Here is a 15,723-nt window from a genome sequence, read left to right as displayed (position 1 = left end):
TTCGTTATGCGTGTTCTATATTTTTATTGTTAGTGAGGCATATACTGATGAATCTCTTTCATCAAATAAATCGATCTCAACCTTCTTCCCATCCGGAGATAGGGGAGTTCCTCCAAATTCATGACCTATCTCTAGGTTGTATTTAGGGCCAAAGCTATAACCAATAGCTTGAGAGAACGAATAAGCATCTTTTGTATTGTTCTGATATGTCCAACCTTTCATATATGTTCCTCCAAGAGATAGGTATAGCTCATCCGACATGCTATATGTCAGATATGCAATTGATGAAAGACTATATGAAGTATTTGAGCTTCCAGTCATAGATGTTTCGTACTCATGGAAGTTCTTGGATGCACCAAGAATAACTAATGCAGATAGGTCCTTAATCCCAATAACACTATCGGCTATTGATAGGCCTTCACTTAAGCTAATTCCTGCTTGAAGGTTAGAATATTTTCTCGAAACTTTACTTGTTGGTAGTTTTATTGATGCTGTACCAAAAGAAACAACTCCATCAAATGGCTGAGAAGCCTTTCTAGTAAAGGATACAGACGTATCACTGATTCTACTTTTTCGCTCATCAACAAAGTCTTTTGATACTGTTGTTTTAGCGGCGAAGCTACCTTTATCTGTAATAATATTGAAACGAAATGAGTTATACATTCCACTATAATGATTCGCTTCAGAAGTCTTTAATAAGTCTCTTGAAACTGTTGTATCAATTCTAGCTGACCAATTTCTAGTCGCACCCGGTGCTTTTTTGACACCTTGGATATTACTAGTGCTACTTTGGGCAACAACAGATGTTGTTGTAAGTGCTAGTAAAATTAATGAGATACACTTAAATGGTGTCACTCTGTCTCCTTTTTTCGTTCCTGAAAATGATATTCGTCTAATACTTGATGCAAATAGTATGCCATTTGTTCAGTTTCGGACGAGTTCGCATTTGAAGTAAATATATAACAATAGGAGGTCTAAGACGCCGACTTTGGAAAATCTATAGGGCCGTTTAGGAAGTTGACGATATTTTAGGGGATATAAAGGGAGGCCGTGGGACGGCCTCCGATTACACTTAGGCCCAAAAGAGAGAGGGATTATGAGGGATATTAGGGCCTAAATGATTGTTGTACCAAATTTTAAACATGGGCGCCGCTATGCAGCACTCTCATTTTAAATATGCCTTATTAACGGATTGGACGCTAGCGAAGATAAGTTAATTTTGTTTAAGAAGAGTAAATTAACTTTTAAAGGAATCGTTTCAGAATTCCTGAAGTGATCATCTCTTTGAAACCGGCTTCATTTTCTTGCCATACTTCTTCGACAGTGATTCCTGTGTCGATAGTTGGACATTCAAATGTGAGCACAGGTGCTGCGAGATCGACACTGCCATATGTTCCAAGTGAACCTGGAGTTGGGTAGCCGATATCATCTGCTATAGGATATTTATTGTGCCTGGCCAAAAGTTGCGCAACATCCTTACAGTCACCATTGTAGTTTACGATTGGCTTCCATGAATGAATAGATAAGATAAAGGCCGGTGGATACTCTTTAAAGAGTTTGTCTAGATATTGATTTTCAGGCTCACTCAAAGGTGCCACTCCTGGGTTGTACTTGGCCTCTTCAAAATCACCCTCCCAACTCTGAGTAGGAAGGTTACGGTTTAGGTCTACGCCGTTGGCATTAACACGTGTGCCAGCATTAACACCATCAATATTAACAATTGGAATTACAACTAAAGGTAGATCAATCTCTACTTCGTTTTTAAGCCACGAAAAAATTTCTTTTAAGCAGTGAACTCCCTCGATCTCATCTCCGTGAACTCCTGCCATGATGTAGATAAAGCGAGATGAATCAACTTTATTTTTAAAAGCTTCGATTTCAAGATTGTTAACTGTTTTACCTGACTCTAATTTTATAAATTCCATAAAGAAATTGTGGTGGAAGTTTCCTTTTTTGTAAATGAAGATTTATACTTATGACTTTAAAAAGGAATCCTTAAGTAATGAAAAAGAAAAGCATACTAAAAACTTTAGAATATTTGGAAAGCGTTCTCGATACGCAAGACGATCATGATGCAATTGCTCAATTAAGAGAAAGCGTTGATCTACTTGAAGATGTTGAAAATGGTGTTACAAGTGGAAATGGCCACTTCAGTATCCCTATGGAAGCAATGGGGGCATATACTGTTTATAGTGATGGCGGTTGCCGTGGAAATCCTGGTCCTGGTGCATGGGGTGCAATGGGACAAAATCCTGAAGGCGTGGTCTTCTTTGAAAGTTCTGGCTTTGAGTTTCAAACGACTAATAACCGCATGGAGCTTACTGGTGCCATTGAATCACTAAAGTCATTAGAGAATGAACTAGAAGAAATGGGGCTTGATAACAGTCATGCGGCCTTCCTTTATAGTGACTCGAAATATGTTGTTGATGGAATTTCGAAATGGGTTCCTGGTTGGAAGGCACGTGGTTGGAAAAAAGCGGACAAAAAAACTCCAGAAAATATTGAGCTTTGGCAGAGCTTTGATGAAATAGTTGGCCGTTTTTCAAATTTACAATTTCGATGGGTAAAAGGACATAGTGGTCATCCACAAAATGAGCATTGCGATATGTTGGCCAATAAGGCCATGGATGAAAATATTTAAGGCTTGAAAAGCAGACTAAACCACTTTAATCTATTAAGATAAATATTAATTTGTAACTAGACTTCAATAAATTTAGACAAAGGATGTTAAATGAAGAAACTACTAGCAACAATGGCAATTGCGCCATTACTATTTGTTTCATGCGGTAAGAAAGCTGAAGTAAAGCCTGAGACTGAAAATGATAAGATATTTTATTCAGTTGGGCATGTTTACGGAAAAAGGTTTAAAGACTTTAAACTTACTGAAAGAGAAATGAATAACCTAATTCAGGGTGTTCGTGACGGTATGACTAAGGATGCAACTGATATTGATACAAGACAATTTGCATTCAAATTTAGAGATATCGTAAATCAAAGAATGAGTGAAGTATCTAAGACTGAAAAAGATGCTGGTGCAAAATTTCTTGCTGATTTCGTAGCTAAAGAAGGTGCGAAGAAAACTGAGTCTGGCCTAGCTTATAAGATCATTGAAGCGGGTTCTGCTAAGAAGCCAGCTGAAACTGATACAGTAAAAGTTCATTATAAAGGTACTTTAAGAGATGGAACAGAATTTGATTCATCTTATAAGAGAAATAAGCCAATCGAGTTCCCACTTAATAGAGTAATTAAAGGTTGGACAGAAGGGATGCAACTAATTGGTGAAGGTGGAAAAATTAAACTAGTTATTCCATCTGAGCTTGCCTATGGTGATCAAGGAGCTCCTCCATCAATTCCAGGTGGCGCAACGCTTACTTTTGAAGTTGAACTAATCGAAGTTCTACCTGCAGCAAAGAAATAATTCCAAAACGAATTTATTAAATTATAGATAGGCCTTCTTAAGATTACTTAATGAAGGCCTATTTTTTTGTCCCATCAAGTGACATTTAATTATCTGTATGTTTTCCTTTCATTATTGTTTCTAATTAGGGGGATAGATGAAAGTAATTCTACTGATTGCCTTATTATTACAACCTGTTTCTGAAGCTTCTTTCTTTAAGCATAAAAGAGAGAAAGAATCGTTCTTTAGTTATATTATTAGGATTTTGATTAAGCCTTCAATTCCTCACGATGGTGAAGGTGATACTTAAAAGGCGTAACCAACAGATAGCCCAAACATTGTTTGATCAGTAGATTGCTGAAAGCCATCAGCAAATTCTTCATCTGATTGGATAGCATCAAAATTAGCTTTAAAGATAAGTGACTGGGAGGTTGAAACTTTGTATTCAAGTCCTAAACTTACAGATGGAAGAAGCATTGCACTTCCTACTCTTACGGTATCTTGGATACTCGTTTCAGAACGACCAAAACCGACTCCAAGGGAAACAAAGTAGCTAAAACGGTAGCTCCAGTTATTATCGAATGATATTTTTAGGGCCGCCGTTCCCAACATTCTCTTTGTTTCTTGTTCAACATTTGGGTTGAGAAGAGTGAGTAGGTCAAGGTCATAGCGAAAGCCAATTGTTGTTTGGAATGTTTGGTTAATAGGAATAGCGTAATTGAATTGGAATGTATCCCCAGTTCTCGTGCCATCATTATTAGTACTAGAACTTGTTGATTCGCTCAGCCCTTGATTTTTGCCATAGAAGAATTCAAATCGATTATCGTAGCGCTGAAATTGCTTTTCTTTAAGAGACATCTCTTCTTCTGCAAGCATTTTTCTGTAATTCTCATCACCAAGAATCTTTGGAATCTCTAACCAAACTCTTTCCGGAGAATAGTTAACAGTAACAATTTGTCCTTTCTCAAACGGTACTCTGATATTATTGTCTGTAACAATCCACTGTGAGTACTCTTTTGTTATAGAGATGGCACGAGCTGTAAAAGAGATTTCCTTCGAAGAGAATAGCGACACTTGGCCTTTAACAATATTATCTACTCTTCCTTTACGAATAACAAAAGACATCCCGTCATTGGCAATATTTTGAATGACAATTAAGTTTGTGTTGAGATCGTATTTTTCAGCAATGGCGTGATCGGCCACTGTCAGAAATGCCATAGTGACTAGTAGAGTTTGCAAAAATCTTCGAAAGCTATTCATACAAGTATTTTATAACCAATGACAAGTTAAAGAAATCATTGGCAAATACTCCTTATTTGCTCTTGATAACCAAGGGGTTTGGTATAGTAATATTAATAGTTTAACTTTATTTATTAATCTCCGATATGAAATTAGGGATTTATGGATATGAAACTTAAAGATACTTTTTACATTCTCTTAGTTGTACTTTTTATCGCGTGTAAACCTGTTAGTAATACAGGCCGTGATAATGCTAACTCGTCAGATACTTCTGATCTTACGAAGAGGCATCAGATTACACTTATTGAAGTTTCTTCAAACCAATTGATTCTCAATGGGACAAATCTATCAACGATTAGTGCAGTCAAAACAAAGAATGGGCCCCAGGTTATCAATTTAAATATCTTATCAAAGTCAGCAAATATGGTTAGGTTAGGGGTTCCTAATGGTTTAAAAATCGTTGGTGGCTTTATCTATGACCTTATTGTAACAGATGCATTCGGACAAACTGTAACTTCTGTTAGTTTTGATGTTCAAAATAGTTCAATCTCAACAAGTAAAATTCAAGACGGCGCAATAACGAATTCAAAGTTAAGCTCTCTGGGGGCATCAAGTGCTGGCCAAGTTTTGCAGTATAACGGAGCTTCATGGGTTGCTGTTGACTATCTAGGTGGGTCTAACTATTTAGGACGTCTCATTCTTGATACAGGAGGAGTCACAGCTCCTTCAGTTGCCGGAGTCAATAATGGGGACTTCTATGTTGTTAACGATGCTGCTCCAGTTGCTGGTGATTTAAATGGTGATGGTAATATTGAAACTTTCACAGCGGGTGATATTATTCGTTTTAATGAATCAACGAATAAGTGGGACCTTCAATTAAGTAACGGGAGTTACGCTGGACCTTGGGATATAAGTGGTTCACATATTAGACGTAGTGGTTCAGGTGGAAAGGTAACAATCTCTGATGATCCATATGAAGGGCCATCTAAGTTAACTGTGAGTGGAAATATTGCAGGGCCTACAACTGCGGAAGAAAGTATTCTTTTACACGTGGGTGGAAATGTTGGTACAGGGCTTGGCTCTAGTTGGGCAAGAGCACTATCTTTTGGTTTAAGACAAGAACACAACGCTACGATGGGTGTTTATGGTAGTAACACAAATATTGGTGGAATGAATTACTTCTTTATCGATGTTGATGGAGATGGTGATAGCTTAACTTCTAGCTTTTGGAATTCTGCAGAGTTTTTCATTGATTCAGCAGGGCGCACATCAATTGGTGGTACTCCAGATCCTCTCTATCTTTTCTATGTTTATGGAAATTCGGGAGTCAATGGTAATTTAAATATTTCCTCAACTGTAACAGCGGCCAACTTTGTTGGAGATGGATCGGGGATAACCAATATTAATGCTGTTAATATGACAAATAGTGGAACAACAACAATTACAGCTGGTAGCTCCGGCCCTGGTGATATCGCCTTCCAATCAGAATCTTCTGACTTTGCTCTATACGATGCAAATGGAAATTTATCTTTTGGACACACATCTAATCTCGGTACATTCAATGCTACTGCTCAAATTGATGTACGTAGTGATTCTGGAGATGCAAGTGGACAATTTTATTCATATGGTGGCAATCAGTCGTCAATCAATCTCGCAAGTTCACAAGGTCTTATTACTGCACCTTCAATGACGACTGCAAATGATATTCTAGGTCTCTTAAACTTTGGTGGAGATACTGGTAGTGGAATAGTAAATACTGCTAGTATTCGTTCGACTGCGACTGAAAATTTTAGTGCAACAAATCTTGGAACAGAGCTGAACTTTTATACGACTGCAAATACAACGAATACACAGCAAGAAAATATGAGACTTACTAATAATGGAAGGCTACTTGTAGGAAGTACTGCTGTTTCTGATACCTCTGGTTATCAAATGGTTGTTGGAGGTAGTACTCAATTGGCCGGTAACCTAAACGTTACAGGCATTTCACAATTTAGTAATACAATTGTTTCAGGGACTCTTTCACACTCAGGAAACCTTTCAACTACAAATCTGACGGCGACTGGGACAATTCAAGGCAATGGGATTACTTCAACAGGCGGACTTACAAATACTGGCGCATTCAATACAACTGGTGCGGCCGTTGTAGATGGAACTCTACAAGTTACGGGGAATGCTACTTTTGATAGTGACATTACTGTAACAGGTGATGTTGATTTTGGTAATATCTCTGTTAATAACATTGCAGGGGATGCAACTACAAGCTCTGCATTTTTTGGACAAGTGACTTCTGCACAGAAAATTATATCTCAAGGTGGAATTGATAATGTTGTGTTTAAAGGTGGGACGTTAAATAACTTTGAAGTATTGGTTGATAATGGGGCCGGTATCAAGCTTGGGAATTTAAATACGGCGGGAGCAGTCGGCTCAAACCTACCTGTGACAATATCTACCGCAAATACAGACCGCATGACTGTAACTGCCGCTGGGCGTGTAGGTGTCGGTACAACAACTCCTTCTGAGCAACTTCATGTCGTAGGGAATCTAAGAGTTCAAGGATCAACAGACTGTACTCTTGGAGGTGGAGCTGGTGCAACGAATTGTACTTCAGATGAAAGACTCAAAGACAATGTGACAGAAATCGATCATGCCCTTGATAAAATAAAGGCCCTTAAAGGTGTTGAGTTTAACTGGAATGAGAAGTCTCTATCTCCTGGGATGCACTCGATTGGTGTGATTGCTCAAGATGTGCAGGCACAATTTCCAACGGCCGTTATTGAAAATGCTGATGGTTGGTTATCTGTTGATTATGCTGTACTTGTATCACCACTTATTGAAGCGGTAAAAGAACTCGATGGCAATTTGGCGATGTTCAAACTTATGAGTGAGGGGGTTGAATCTCAGGTAGCTCAAAATACACGTGAGATAGCTTCTCTAAAAGAAGAGAATAGTAAGCTTAAAGAAGAGAATGAAGAAATGAGAGAAGCTCTTTGCTCACTAAATCAAAGTTTTAAGTTCTGTCAGTAGGTGATTGCGTTTGTCAGCTATTATAGGCGCTTTAGCTGGCCGTCCTATTCCTAAGTCCTCAATATCACATCTTTCTAGAGGCAAGAAGAGCAATATTTTATAATGCTGAAATAACGTAAGTGTTTATTCGTGTTTATTTAAAGTTAAGGAATATTTTGGCGATAAGTTATTGGGATACTTGGGAAAGGTAATGAATCGTATACTATTAATTTCAATATTTTTAAGTGCTTTTATCGGCTGTACACCGCAGATGAATTCTTTAAAGCAGGCAAGCTGTGATGATGGGCACTACTTTGATGAAATCACTAGAAGCTGTATTCTTGATGTTTCTCCAAAGGCACCGGTTATTACAACAACTTCAGTTTCTATGCTTGAAGATGATGCCATGACAAGTTTTCCAATTTCTTTTACAGATCAAAATGGAGGAATACCTACTTCATGCACAATTGTTGATAGCTCAACAGGTCTAAACCAAACAATAACGATTGGCTCAATGACGTTTGAAAAGGTAAACACTTGGCAAAATGCAATGAACTTCTCAGAGCTTTATCTAGAGTTAGTAGATAACCCAACAGTTTCTGCTGGGGCCGAAGTAGTCTCAATAACAACAAATACAATTACTGTTCAAATTGATGCAGGCTTTTCAACTTCGTTGCAAATTATTAATGCAATAAACTCTAGTGCAACAATTAATCCAATCATCGTTGCTACGATTACAGGTCCGAATACGACGGAGAGTCCGACACCTGGGATTAAAATGTTAGGTGCAACTTGCGAATGTATTAGCGGTACTTGTTCGATGAATATTGAACCTTCTCGTCATTTTAATGGATCTTCACATATTGATTTTTATATTAGTGATGATGATGGTGATAGCGCTGTTTCAAGATTATATGTTGATGTGACAAATATTGATCAAGCTCCAAGTGTTGCGGCGACAAGAAGCACAACTGTAAGTGAAGATTCTCTAATTACTTTTGAATTCGATAGTGAAGTCAATGAAGTCCCTGTCTCTGGCTACTTTGATTATGATGGTGACTTTGCAACTTATTGTGTTGCTAGCTCGGTACATGCAAGTGTACAAAACTCAGATATCTCATGTAATTGCTCACTAGGTAAGTGTACGTTAGCGTTTACAACTAGTACAGATTACTTTAATGCGGCGATAGAAGATATGGTTGAGTACCAAATTTATGCAAATGGCCAGTATTCAAATACTGGAGTTGCTTCAGTTCGTGTGACTGAAGTTGATGATGAGCCAGTTGCTGCAAATATTATTACAGTAACTGTAGACGAAGATAGTACAGGGACGCCTGGGGCCCAAACTGCAGTAGGGCTTTATTTTCCAACAGCATCAGATGATTCTTACATGGGATTTCCAAGTTCTGATCTACGTTATAAATTTAAAAACTTAACAAGCTATCCAGATATTCAAGGCTCTTGTACAGGAGCTCCTGGTGATACATTCCACGCTAATAGTGTGGATGATGCTACTTTTTGTAATCTCTTTTTTGATGGAGATGCAAATGGTGTCTTTACTGTTGAGTATCAAATTTCAGATTCACCGCTACCTTTAACGAGTATGGCCGACTTTCATACAACTGGTTATATCAATGTGGTCATCAACGCTAAGAATGATCCACCTGTTGTGGCAGGTGGCCCATTTACTCACACTATGAATGAGTCTTCAGACTGGAATAGTGTAAGTGAAACAATTACTCTTGGAAGTGTTTCTGATGTCGATAATACAATGTCATCTCTTACGGTTTACTTTATTGATGGAAGTGGAAACCGTATCAACACGATGGCAGGACAAGGCTCTCTTGCTGGCACTGAGGGAACAATTAAAGATTGTGCGATTTCTTCAGGTGGTTCTATCACATGTTTATATGAAACATTAAACGGTAATAGTGCTAATACAATAGGAACACCTGATGACTTCCAATTTGTTGTTAGGGATTCAAGTAGTGCGGAGTCAGTTGTACAAAGTCTTGATGTTATTGTTCAAGAAACTTCTGATGCTCCTGTAATTTGTAATTACTCTGTTTATGATCGCCGCGCAGGTCGTACTGAATGTGGTGTAAATAATTGTATTGGTCATGGGGCACCTAGCTTCAATCCTACTTCTCACGTAAGTGATAATCCTGTTGTTTACTTTGATCGTACTAATGGGCTTTGTTATGAATCAGTTGACACAGATGACTGGGCAGTTGCTTCAAATAATGGGGTTCAAAATGCGAGCTTTATGAGTGATGTTATTGTAGGTGAAAAAGAAGATATTATTATTGATAATGTTATTATTAGTGAAGGTGGTAGCATTAATGAAGCTTCTCAAACGGTAACGATTGAAAATATTGTTTCAACTAATAATGTACTTATACAACCAATGAATATTCAATTCTTAAAGGATACTGACCTTGATGGTGAATATAGTGAAGCAGGGGATCTTGCAGTAGTAACAGGCGCTATGGCCAGTGGAGTAATTGATAATGGAATTTCAATTAATGAAGTATTAAGAATTAAAATGATCCCAACGGCGTCACAATATGGGGAAACGACAATTTCATTTGATCTTGTCGATAATGGTACAGGTTCACCAAGAACATCTGTTTCGTTTAAAGTTAGAGTTGAGCCTCAAACGGTTGCTCATCACGGTTGGGCCGATGTTAAAGCTCTAGGAACTAAAGTTGATCACTTTGGTATTCGAGTTGAATCTAGCTTTACATGTTCTCATTCACTAACAAAGTGCGATGGTGGAAAAGAGTGTTACGGAACGGTTTCGCCCGCAACTAGTAATGTCGTACCTGACTCAGCTGGTGCTATATATCGTACGGCGGCCAATCAGTGTTACTACTCAACAGGAACGACTTCAAATGATTGGGTTTTAATTAGTAAATCTGTTGCCTGTAATATTTCAGAAGTAAATCGCGATTATACGTCTAATGGCCTGCTAGAAGATACAACTACGACATGTGATGATCTTAATAGTGCAAGCTGTATTGGAGATGTTACATATGATTCAAGTGATGCTTCATCTGTTAGCGTTGTCTTTAACTCACAAACAGAGACATTACTTGCAAGCGATAACGACGGAAAATTCTTATTTAATACAGGCTACCGTGCAACTACGGATGAAGATTGTTTTTATTCTGACGGGACAAATTGGATTCCATATCATGGGACCTCAAGTGTAAGTGTTGAGTGGGAAGACTTCACTGTTGGTACGTCTGGTGCAATTCAAGGTTATAATATTTATCGTAAGAAAGCAGGGCCTCTACATACATTCAACTATAGTAATCCTTTAAATAGAGATCTAATTACTTCTTCTAATACTTATATTGATAACGGTGAGAACTCACGTTTAGCACCTGTTCCAAATCACACTTATGTCTATGAAGTAAGACCTGTTTTAAATTTTACGAATCAGCTTGGTGACAATGAATCACTTGAGATTACAACAAATAATAATGTTGCAAAATTAACAGTAGTTGCTCCACAAGAAAACTTTGCATTCGTCCATCGTTGGATGGTTAATAAGAAAGCTTGTGAGATGATGCATTCAGATTCATTTATTGATAGTAATTATGTTTGTGAATATAAAGGCTTTGGTGACACTGCTTCAGCTCTTGGTACAATTGGTTCAATTTATGACTTTGGAAAGGACTTACTTGTTCCTCGTTTTGAAATGGGATGCCCGTACTCTAAGACAAGTTGTGATACGACAGATGGCCAATGTATTGCTCAGAACTTAGGTGCATATGATGGGCCAGACGGGTCTATTTTCTATGAAAGATCAACAGGTACTTGCTATGTAAAAAATGGGGTATGGCAAAACTTTGCAACTCATACTTTAGATTCTGCAGTAGCATTTCAATCTTTCTTACCACCTTTAACAAATATTACAAATGCAAATGCAGCTAACGCATGTACTACACTTACTGGATCTCCGACTATTGTCGGATATGGTGCTGCGACTACTTATAAACTTCCAGATCGTGATGAGCAGATCGCTTATAGTGCTTGGGATGTAAGAGCTACTTCTGATGCAAATATTGAAGTTGTGGAAAGGGGACTTGCACTTAATTCTTCAAGTAAATGTAATGCATCAGGGGCAAGTGGTCTAGAATCATCATATATGGATATTGATAATTTAAGTTCTTCAGATATTCATACTATCCCAGGAACAAACTCTTCAGGAATTCGCTCTCTTCATACAGGTTCTGTATTTACACAAGACTGTATATCAGCTTTTGGTGTACAAGATGCTGTAGGAAATGTGGCTGAGATTTCAAATACAGTATATGGCTTCAACTCTAATATCTACTCATTTGCTTCAATCGTTTCGACTAAGGCCGATATCTATGGTGGGACAGGGGATTACATAATGGATTCTTATATTGGGCCTTGTAATGACTCTGATGGGGACAATATTTGTGATCTTGAGCTTGATAGTCACTTATTTGAGAATGTATCAGATTATAGTGCTAGATACTTTAACTATGTTTTTGGTATTCCAATTTCTAATGCGGCCAAGGCCACAGAAGATGCTATGCCTGGAAGTGTGATTAATGATTATACGCTAAGAATCGGATCAACAGCTGGAATAACTAACTCTCAACTTCATGATGATGAGATCTTTAGAATCTTTAACAACACTGATGGAGTAAACGGAAATATGGTTAGTGGTGGGGATTATGAAAGTCTTTCTGGGGCCGGTGTCTATGCATTTGAGTTTCTTCCAGATTCTGAGGCGAGCAGTAGAATTGGTCTGCGTTGTGTTATCGAACTTGATCCAAATCAGTATGACTAATTGGTGCTAACATTTGAAATTATGCTATAATCTTCAAGTATCAAGTCAATGAATGATTCTTGGGAGAAGGTTATGTTCTTTGGTCGCAATCGTGCTGGAAAATCACAAGACTTAGGGAAGGGAAAAATCATTTCTTTTCTTAATCAAAAAGGTGGAGTTGGTAAAACAACGATGTGTTTTAATACGGCACATGCCTTGGCCCACAAAGGTCATAAGGTTCTAGTTATTGATATGGATCCTCAGGCCAATATGAGTTACCTTTTTGGACACGATGAAAGCCGTAATAGCATCAGTATTTTCAACTTGCTACTAAACTCTGTAAAAGAGCTTAAGCATTTACATTCATCAACTATTTTTGAAAAAGTTGTTTTAAAAACTGATGTGGGAGTCGACCTTCTTCCTTCGGCCCAAGAGTTATCTGGATTTGAATTATGTGTGGCCGCCATAAGTTCTCCAAGGCAAATGATTTTAAAGAAATATATTGAGCAAGCTGGAATTAGAAAACGCTATGACTATATTCTTATTGATTGCCCTCCAACGCTTGGGCTTTTAGTTGTTAATAGTATTTGTGTGAGTGATGGAGTCATTGTTCCCTTTAGGCCAGATGACTTTTCAATGAAGGGCCTAGAGCACTTCTATGGAATGCTCTCAGATATTGAGGATATGGAAATTGTTAAGCTTCCTGAGATCATCACGCATATTCCAAATTTAATGGACACTAGACGTAAGCAAGAGGAGAGTGATCTTGATGAAATTAAGGAACTTATTCGTAAAGTAACTGGAGATGACCGCTTTATTGCTCCATTCTTTAATAAGGCCCAGATTGTGAAGTCTCAGGCCGCAAAAAAGTCGATCTACGCCTATAATTCCAAGGAGTATCGACCGCTTCATGAACAATTTAATAAAATCGCAAATTTAATTGATTCATGGAACGATTCGACTTTATAACTATAGTATAAGAGATAAAAAGGAGCTTTCGTGGCCACTATTAAGAACCCATTATATGTTGTAACTAACGAAGGACGTGACGTGGAAGGTGTCGCTACTTATCTTGAATTATTGGTAAAGAAATTTGGTTTGCAACCATTTCTTGATATTATGGATTCAATGATTGCGATGCTAACGAATCAGGTTGGAAATTACGGCTTTTTCATTGCCCTTCAAAAATTTATTGACCACATGGCCGCTCAAATAGAAAAAGTAGTGGAGTTTGCTTCACGCATTATTTAAAAAATGCTAGACTCCGATACATATTGACTTAAGGAGTTCATTTTGCAAATACAAGAAAGAGTTGACGCACTTATTTCAGAATTCAAAGGTTTTGGTGATTGGGAAGATCGCTATATGCATATCATCTCTCGTGGAAAAGAGATGGAATCTCTACCTGAAGACTTACAAAAAGAAGAGTATAAAGTGAAAGGATGCCAGTCTCAAGTATGGCTAATTCCTGAGCTTAAAGATGGTAAGGTTTACTTTCGCGCCGATAGTGATGCTGCCATCGTTAAGGGAATTGTTTCAATACTTGTAGGTGTTTATTCAGATGCCACGCCGGATGAGATCCTCGCAACAAGGCCTGAGTTTTTAGATACAATAGGTCTTCGACAGCACCTTTCAATGTCTCGTGCCAACGGGCTTTCAAGTATGATTAAGCAAATTTCAATGTACGCACTAGCATTTAAAACTAAAATTCAAATGGGCCTATAAAAGGGAATTTAGAGATGTATTTAAATAATATTCGACCAAGAAGAAATAGAAAGAATCATGCGATGAGATCTCTTATGCGTGAGACGACTCTGACTGTTGATGATCTTATAATGCCTTTATTTATTATCGACGGGCAAAATCAAACAGTTCCTGTAACATCAATGCCTGGGATTAATCGTTACTCTCGTGATCTTATCGTTAGGGAAGTAAAAGAACTTTGGAATTTAGGTATTAAGTGTGTTTCACTATTTCCTGCTCTTGATGATTCAATTAAAGATCGCTTTGCTACTGAATCAAAGAATCCAAATGGCCTTCTTCAACAGACAATTAAAGATATTAAGGATGCTTGCCCTGGTATGCTTATCATGACAGATGTTGCAATGGACCCTTACTCAAGTGATGGCCATGATGGGCTTGTTTGTGAAAAGACTGGTGAGATTTTAAATGATGAAACACTAGATATTCTTGCGGCCATGGCACTTGCGCAGGCCCAAGCGGGAAGTGATATTATTGGCCCATCAGATATGATGGATGGCCGTATTGCCGTTATTCGTGAGGCCCTTGATAGTGATTCGTTCACAAATACTCAAATTATGTCTTATACGGCCAAGTATGCTTCGGCATTTTACGGACCTTTTAGAGATGCTCTTGATAGTGCACCTAAAGCAGGTGATAAGAAGACTTATCAAATGGACTCTGCCAATACAATTGAGGCCCTACGTGAAATTGAACTTGATGAAGCTGAGGGAGCAGATATCTTAATGGTTAAACCAGGAATCAGCTACCTTGATATCATCGCTAAGATGAAAGAGCGTACCAATCTTCCAGTTGCTGCTTATAATGTGTCAGGTGAGTATGCAATGGTAAAAGCTGCTGCCCAGAACGGTTGGGTTGATGGCGATGCCGTAGCAATGGAGATGTTAACGAGCTTTAAACGAGCCGGATGCGATATGATTTTAACATATTTCGCTAAAGAAGTGGCCGTACAATTTGCCAAAAACTAAATCTGTTTAATCTTTTACTTTAATAGGGATGTAGGCCTTAGCTCTTTTTTCGCGGGCCTGCTTTTCTTTCACTGAAGCAATACCAACTAAAATACCGACGATGATAACAGGAATCCACATAATCACTCCTTGGTTCCTTTCCTAAGGATATTATATCATCGTTATCGGATAATATTTGATAAATCTAAGTCAATTTTTTGTGAACTTCAGCTAAATACTTGAATCTACGTAATCTATTAAGTCTCGGGCCGACTTTTTTGTGCCATCCTTAAACCACTTTGCCTCTGGATAACTGACAATATGGATACCTTCACGGCATTTTCCAAGGCAGTCACTTGATGTCACCCTAACAACGCCCTTTCCATATTTCTCATTGAAATAAGACTTTAATTCGCTTTTTAAGGCCATGGCATCTTCAAGCATAGGACAATCATTCTTCTTGCAGCTCTTGCAAATAAAGATGTGCTTTTTAAAGAGATTAGTGTCGTGTTCTTTTGCCATATAGAGTCCTAAGCTGTTATTATAACTAAAAAATTTTAAGG

13 protein-coding genes are annotated in these 15,723 nt (G+C 38.0%); 9 read left to right on the top strand and 4 right to left on the bottom strand.

The window, feature by feature from the left end:
• Positions 1-15: 15 nt before the first annotated feature.
• Together M902_RS08480 and M902_RS08475 are read right to left on the bottom strand one after the other, a co-directional pair.
• Complete coding sequence (locus M902_RS08480; protein WP_021267315.1) at positions 16-855, bottom strand: hypothetical protein; 840 nt, start codon at positions 853-855, stop codon at positions 16-18.
• A 389-nt stretch (positions 856-1,244) separates the two neighbouring features.
• Positions 1,245-1,925 carry a M14 family murein peptide amidase A gene (locus M902_RS08475; RefSeq protein ID WP_021267227.1) on the bottom strand — a complete coding sequence of 227 codons (681 nt, stop codon included), beginning with the start codon at positions 1,923-1,925 and terminating at the stop codon, positions 1,245-1,247.
• A gap of 245 nt (positions 1,926-2,170) precedes the next feature.
• On the opposite strand from M902_RS08475, the gene M902_RS08470 reads away from it, so the two are divergent.
• The 3 genes from M902_RS08470 to M902_RS16510 all read left to right on the top strand — a co-directional run bounded on the left by M902_RS08470 (position 2,171) and on the right by M902_RS16510 (position 3,707).
• Positions 2,171-2,641: a ribonuclease H gene (locus tag M902_RS08470; RefSeq protein ID WP_040314533.1), complete on the top strand. Its 471-nt coding sequence runs from the start codon at positions 2,171-2,173 to the stop codon at positions 2,639-2,641.
• Positions 2,642-2,731: 90 nt separating this feature from the next.
• Positions 2,732-3,418: an FKBP-type peptidyl-prolyl cis-trans isomerase gene (locus tag M902_RS08465; RefSeq protein ID WP_021267318.1), complete on the top strand. Its 687-nt coding sequence runs from the start codon at positions 2,732-2,734 to the stop codon at positions 3,416-3,418.
• Between the two features lie 136 nt (positions 3,419-3,554).
• Positions 3,555-3,707: a hypothetical protein gene (locus M902_RS16510; RefSeq protein WP_021267350.1), complete on the top strand. Its 153-nt coding sequence runs from the start codon at positions 3,555-3,557 to the stop codon at positions 3,705-3,707.
• Here the strand turns inward: M902_RS16510 and M902_RS08460 are convergent.
• A complete protein-coding gene (locus M902_RS08460) occupies positions 3,704-4,615 on the bottom strand; it encodes a hypothetical protein (protein ID WP_021267241.1) in 912 nt (303 codons plus the stop codon). The genes M902_RS16510 and M902_RS08460 overlap by 4 nt on opposite strands.
• Before the next feature lie 189 nt (positions 4,616-4,804).
• On the opposite strand from M902_RS08460, the gene M902_RS08455 reads away from it, so the two are divergent.
• The 6 genes from M902_RS08455 to hemB all read left to right on the top strand — a co-directional run bounded on the left by M902_RS08455 (position 4,805) and on the right by hemB (position 15,181).
• On the top strand, positions 4,805-7,663 hold the full coding sequence (locus M902_RS08455) for a tail fiber domain-containing protein (protein WP_021267248.1): 2,859 nt from the start codon (positions 4,805-4,807) through the stop codon (positions 7,661-7,663).
• A gap of 190 nt (positions 7,664-7,853) precedes the next feature.
• A complete protein-coding gene (locus tag M902_RS08450; RefSeq protein ID WP_040314488.1) occupies positions 7,854-12,473 on the top strand; it encodes a hypothetical protein in 4,620 nt (1,539 codons plus the stop codon).
• Positions 12,474-12,521: 48 nt separating this feature from the next.
• Positions 12,522-13,421, top strand: a complete 900-nt coding sequence (locus M902_RS15910; protein WP_021267196.1) for a ParA family protein — start codon at positions 12,522-12,524, stop codon at positions 13,419-13,421.
• 30 nt (positions 13,422-13,451) lie between these two features.
• Positions 13,452-13,703 carry a hypothetical protein gene (locus M902_RS08440; protein WP_021267333.1) on the top strand — a complete coding sequence of 84 codons (252 nt, stop codon included), beginning with the start codon at positions 13,452-13,454 and terminating at the stop codon, positions 13,701-13,703.
• Positions 13,704-13,745: 42 nt separating this feature from the next.
• Positions 13,746-14,177, top strand: coding sequence for a SufE family protein (locus M902_RS08435; RefSeq protein ID WP_021267234.1), 432 nt, complete (start codon positions 13,746-13,748; stop codon positions 14,175-14,177).
• Between the two features lie 14 nt (positions 14,178-14,191).
• Entirely contained in the window at positions 14,192-15,181 is a 990-nt protein-coding gene (hemB, locus tag M902_RS08430; RefSeq protein ID WP_021267355.1) for a porphobilinogen synthase, read from the top strand.
• A 210-nt stretch (positions 15,182-15,391) separates the two neighbouring features.
• Here hemB and M902_RS08425 read toward each other — a convergent pair whose 3' ends face one another.
• Complete coding sequence (locus M902_RS08425) at positions 15,392-15,682, bottom strand: (2Fe-2S) ferredoxin domain-containing protein (protein ID WP_021267266.1); 291 nt, start codon at positions 15,680-15,682, stop codon at positions 15,392-15,394.
• Between the last annotated feature and the right edge of the window lie 41 nt (positions 15,683-15,723).

The sequence above is a fragment of the Bacteriovorax sp. BAL6_X genome, assembly GCF_000443995.1.
In the GTDB taxonomy this organism is placed as follows: Bacteria; Bdellovibrionota; Bacteriovoracia; order Bacteriovoracales; family Bacteriovoracaceae; genus Halobacteriovorax_A.
Note: the sequence above shows the minus strand (reverse complement) of the source record. Positions and strands in the feature narration are given on the sequence as shown.

Excerpts from the sequence above, each read along its gene's own strand:
- M902_RS15910 (WP_021267196.1), top strand. The coding sequence starts at position 12,522 with ATGAATGATTCTTGGGAGAAGGTTATGTTCTTTGGTCGCAATCGTGCT.
- M902_RS08475 (WP_021267227.1), bottom strand. The coding sequence starts at position 1,925 with ATGGAATTTATAAAATTAGAGTCAGGTAAAACAGTTAACAATCTTGAA.
- M902_RS08465 (WP_021267318.1), top strand. The coding sequence starts at position 2,732 with ATGAAGAAACTACTAGCAACAATGGCAATTGCGCCATTACTATTTGTT.
- M902_RS08460 (WP_021267241.1), bottom strand. The coding sequence starts at position 4,615 with ATGGCATTTCTGACAGTGGCCGATCACGCCATTGCTGAAAAATACGAT.
- M902_RS08450 (WP_040314488.1), top strand. The coding sequence starts at position 7,854 with ATGAATCGTATACTATTAATTTCAATATTTTTAAGTGCTTTTATCGGC.
- M902_RS08470 (WP_040314533.1), top strand. The coding sequence starts at position 2,171 with ATGGGGGCATATACTGTTTATAGTGATGGCGGTTGCCGTGGAAATCCT.
- M902_RS08425 (WP_021267266.1), bottom strand. The coding sequence starts at position 15,682 with ATGGCAAAAGAACACGACACTAATCTCTTTAAAAAGCACATCTTTATT.
- M902_RS16510 (WP_021267350.1), top strand. The coding sequence starts at position 3,555 with ATGAAAGTAATTCTACTGATTGCCTTATTATTACAACCTGTTTCTGAA.
- M902_RS08455 (WP_021267248.1), top strand. The coding sequence starts at position 4,805 with ATGAAACTTAAAGATACTTTTTACATTCTCTTAGTTGTACTTTTTATC.
- hemB (WP_021267355.1), top strand. The coding sequence starts at position 14,192 with ATGTATTTAAATAATATTCGACCAAGAAGAAATAGAAAGAATCATGCG.